3 protein-coding genes are annotated in these 3,993 nt (G+C 64.2%); 1 reads left to right on the top strand and 2 read right to left on the bottom strand.

What is annotated here, in order from left to right; all coding sequences use genetic code 11:
• Positions 1–614 (top strand): O-linked N-acetylglucosamine transferase family protein (locus AC1D1X_RS17525; protein ID WP_477698766.1); only part of this gene is annotated, 614 nt, incomplete at its 5' end.
• A 102-nt stretch (positions 615–716) separates the two neighbouring features.
• Here the strand turns inward: AC1D1X_RS17525 and AC1D1X_RS17520 are convergent.
• Together AC1D1X_RS17520 and AC1D1X_RS17515 are read right to left on the bottom strand one after the other, a co-directional pair.
• A complete protein-coding gene (locus tag AC1D1X_RS17520) occupies positions 717–1,745 on the bottom strand; it encodes an XdhC family protein (protein ID WP_477669331.1) in 1,029 nt (342 codons plus the stop codon).
• A gap of 62 nt (positions 1,746–1,807) precedes the next feature.
• A complete protein-coding gene (locus AC1D1X_RS17515; RefSeq protein WP_477698765.1) occupies positions 1,808–3,958 on the bottom strand; it encodes a xanthine dehydrogenase family protein molybdopterin-binding subunit in 2,151 nt (716 codons plus the stop codon).
• Between the last annotated feature and the right edge of the window lie 35 nt (positions 3,959–3,993).

The raw sequence follows: 3,993 nt of genomic DNA, 5'->3' as shown, positions 1-3,993 counted from the left end.
GTTCATGCCTGTTGCCGCCCCTGCTGGATGCAGCCACCTTCGCCAGCTGGATGAAAGTGTTGCGGTCGCTGCCCGACGCCGTACTGTGGCTGCCTTTTTGCAGCCGGGCCGCCGCCAACCTCGTGCGCGAAGCACAGGCTGCGGGCGTGGGTGTACAGCGGCTGATCTTTTCAGCCCTTGCCGCCTGGCCCGAGATACCCGCCCACCTGGGCTGTGCCGACCTGTTCCTGGACACGTTGCGCCTCAATGCCTCGCCCGGACTGGAAGAGGCGCTGCGCCAGGGCGTTCCCGCGCTCACCTGCCCCGGCAGCAGCATGGCCGCGCGCATGGGTGCAAGCATTCTGCAGGCTGCCGGCCTGCCTGAATGCATTCTGGAAAGCCCGCAGGCTTATGTTGCGGAGGCTGTGCGGCTAGGCCGCAATCCTGAGGCGTTGCAGGAGCTGAAAACCAGGCTGCACACAGCGCGGAACAAAACACCGCCCCCTCCCCTGTTTGATGCGGCTGCGCGTGTCAAGGACCGGGAAGCCGCCTGGGCCCACATGGCGGAACGCTCGCGCGCAGGCTCGCCGCCGGTGGCGTTCGACGCGAGCGCCGCACAGGCCGTCGACACCTGATTATTTGCTATCAATACAATAGCTGCCTGCGCACACCCCTATTGGCCTGCAGGCGTTTTTTCTTCTGAATTTGCGGCTTGACCCGCCAAACTGCGGCCCTACCTACTGCGTGATAGCGCAGACTTCGCCGGTCGGCGGCAAACCAAGCTGGCTCTTGGCAGCGGCGACATTGGCCATCTGTCCTGACGTCACACCATTCTTGACGGCCGTCAGCTCCGCCAGGATGGAAATCGCAATCTCGGACGGCGTCTTGCTGCCGATGTAAAGGCCGATCGGGCCGTGCAGCTTGCCTAGCTCTTCGGCCGTCATGTCGAAGTGCTCGGCCAGCCTTTCACGGCGGCGCTGGTTGTTCAGCCGTGAGCCGATGGCGCCTACATAAAACGCCTCAGAGCGCAAAGCCTCCATCAGCGCCAGGTCGTCCAGCTTGGGGTCATGCGTCAACGCAATCACCGCGCAGCGGGCGTCCAGCTTCATGGCCTGCACCACGTCGTCGGGCATGCCGGTGGCCAGCTCCACGCCTTCTACCTGCCAGCTGTCACGGTATTCCTCGCGCGGGTCGCACACCGTCACGGCGTAGTCCATGCCCTGCGCAATCTGCGCCACAAAGCGCGACAGTTGCCCGGCGCCGATGATCAGCAGTCGCCAGCGCGGGCCGTGCAAGGTCACCAGCGCGGCTTCAGACACCTGCATGCCCTGGCTGGGCTGGGCCGCGCTGAGTGTGACGGCGCCCGTGTGCAAATCAAGGCGGCGCGCCACCAGCTCACCGGCCTGCAGACGCTGCAGCAATTCATCGATGCGGCTTGCTTTTGACAAAGGTTCTATGGCCAGCTCAATGGTGCCGCCGCAAGGCAGGCCAAAGCGGCGCGCCTCGTCGGCTGAAACGCCATAAGTGACGATGGCCGGTTGCGTCTGGCTGAGGCCCTCGCGGCGGGCCCGGTCGATCATGTCGTCTTCAATGCAGCCGCCCGACACCGAACCCACCACCCGGCCGTCTTCACAGATGGCCAGCATGGAGCCTTCAGGCCGCGGGCTGGAGCCCCAGGTTTTAAGCACAGTCACCAGTTCGCAGCGCAGGCCTGCGGCCAGCCACTGCGATGAGGTCTTCAGAACTTCGAGGTCAATGTTATCCATGCGTCAAATGCTAGCAGCCCGCAGTTTTTTCTGCCTCGGCCCGGCCTCAAAGCCCTGCGGCCTCAAGCCTTCGCCAGGTTGTCATTGAGCGGCAGCGTGCGCACCCGCTTGCCGGTGGCGGCAAACACCGCGTTGGCCACCGCGGGCGCCACCAGCGCCGTGGCCGGCTCGCCAATGCCGCCCGGCTTCTCGGTGCTGGGCACCAGGGTGATGTCCATCACCGGCGACTCATGCATGCGCAGCACGGGGTAGTCGCCGAAATTGGTCTGCTGCACCCGGCCCTTGTCTAGCGTGATCTGGTTATTCAACGCGGCTGACAGGCCAAACACAATGCTCGACTGGATCTGTGCCTGCACCGTGTCGGGGTTGACCATGCGGCCCAGGTCGGCCACCACCGTCACCTTGTGCACCGTGATCTGGTTGTCCTTCACCGACACCTCGGCCACCTGCGCCATGTAGGTGTCGTAACCCTCCATTAGCGCGATGCCGCGGCTACGCCCTGCGGGCGGCGGTGTGCCCCAGCCGGACTTGTCGGCCGCCATCTTCAGCACATTGGCAAAGCGCGGCTGCTTTTCCAGCAGCGACATGCGGTAGGCATACGGGTCCTTGCCCGCCGCCAGCGCCATCTCATCGACAAAGCTTTCATTGGCAAAGGCATTGAGCGCGTGGCTCACCGAGCGCCAGTAGCCCACACGCAGCCCGCTGTCGTGGATCACTAGGTCGTACTGCGTGTTCGGGATGTCGTATGGCATCACGCCGGCTTCGGCCATGAAGGGGTCCAGCGTGTCCTTGGGCAGGCCGAAGGCGCGCTGCGTGATGGACTGCGAGGTGACCTTGAAATTGAGCGCCACCGGCTTGCCGTCGGCTCCCAACCCGGCCGAAAGCTGGTTGACGGCCATGGGCCGGTAGAAGTCGTGCGTGGTGTCGTCCTCGCGKCTCCAGAGCAGCTTGACGGGCTTGCCCACGGCTTTGGAGATTTGCGCCGCCTGTACGATGAAGTCCAGCTCCAGCCGCCGGCCAAAGCCGCCGCCCAGGAAGGTGGTTTTCAGCGTGATGTCTTCGGGCTTGATACCCAGGGCCGCCGCCACGCTGCCTTCAGCCCCCTGCTGGAACTGCGTGGGGCCGATCAGCAGGATCTTGCCGTTCTTGTAGTCGGCCGTGAAGTTCATCGGCTCCAGCGTGGCGTGCGCCAGCAACGGCGACACGTACTCGGCTTTCAAGGTCTTGGCCGCACCCTTCATCGCGCCGGCGGTATCGCCCTTGGGCGCGATGATGGGTATCACCTTGCCGCTGTCGGCCGCCTTGCGAATGCCGTCCAGCATGCTCGCGTTGCTGATGGCCGCGACCGGGCCTTCGTCCCATTGCACCGTCAATGCCTGGCGCGCCTTGTACGCATGCCAGTAGCTGTCGGCCACCACGGCCACGCCATCGGGAATCTGCACCACGTCGATCACGCCCGGCATGGCCTTGGCCCTGGCCGCGTCAAAGCTGGTGACCTTGCCGCCGATCACCGGACATTGCTGCAGGCTGGCGTAGACCATGCCGGGTAGCTTCACGTCAATGCCGAATTCGGCTGTGCCGTTGACCTTCATCGGTGTGTCCAGCCGCTTGGTGGGTTTACCGACCACAGTGAAATCTTTCGGGTCTTTCAGCACCACTTTTTCCGGCACTGGCAGCTTCGATGCCGCCTCGGCCAGTGAACCGTAAGTCGCCTTCTTGCCGTTCGGCCCGATCACCATGCCGTTCTCAGCCTTCAGCGTCGACGCATCGACATTCCACTTCGCAGCAGCCGCCGACACCAGCATCATGCGCACCTGCGCGCCGGCGATGCGCAGCTTTTCCCAGCCGTCACGCACCGAGGTCGAGCCGCCGGTGATCTGTGCGCCCAGCAAGGCGTTGGTATAGACCTTGCCCGGAGGCGCAATCGCCACCTTGATCTTGCGCAAATCCACATTCAACTCTTCGGCAATCAACATCGGCATGGAGGTATACACGCCCTGCCCCATCTCGGAGCGCGCAGACAGCAGCGTGATGGTGTTGTCGTCGGCAATGTGCACCCAGGCATTGGGGGTGTAGAGCGTGCCCGCGGCCTGGGTTGCCAGCGGCAGGCCCAGCGTGACGCCCATCATCAACCCGCCCGTGACGGCTGATGAGGCTTTGAGGAAAGTACGGCGATCAGGGCGATCGAGGGAGACCAGTGTGTTGGCAGTCATGATCGTTCTCCTCAGGCTTTGCGCATGGTGGAAGC

The sequence above is a fragment of the Polaromonas sp. P1_G4 genome, assembly GCF_056405475.1.
This window is presented reverse-complemented; position numbering and strand designations above follow the sequence as displayed.

Coding starts and splice junctions, on each gene's coding strand:
- AC1D1X_RS17520 (WP_477669331.1), bottom strand. CDS start 1,745: ATGGATAACATTGACCTCGAAGTTCTGAAGACCTCATCGCAGTGGCTG.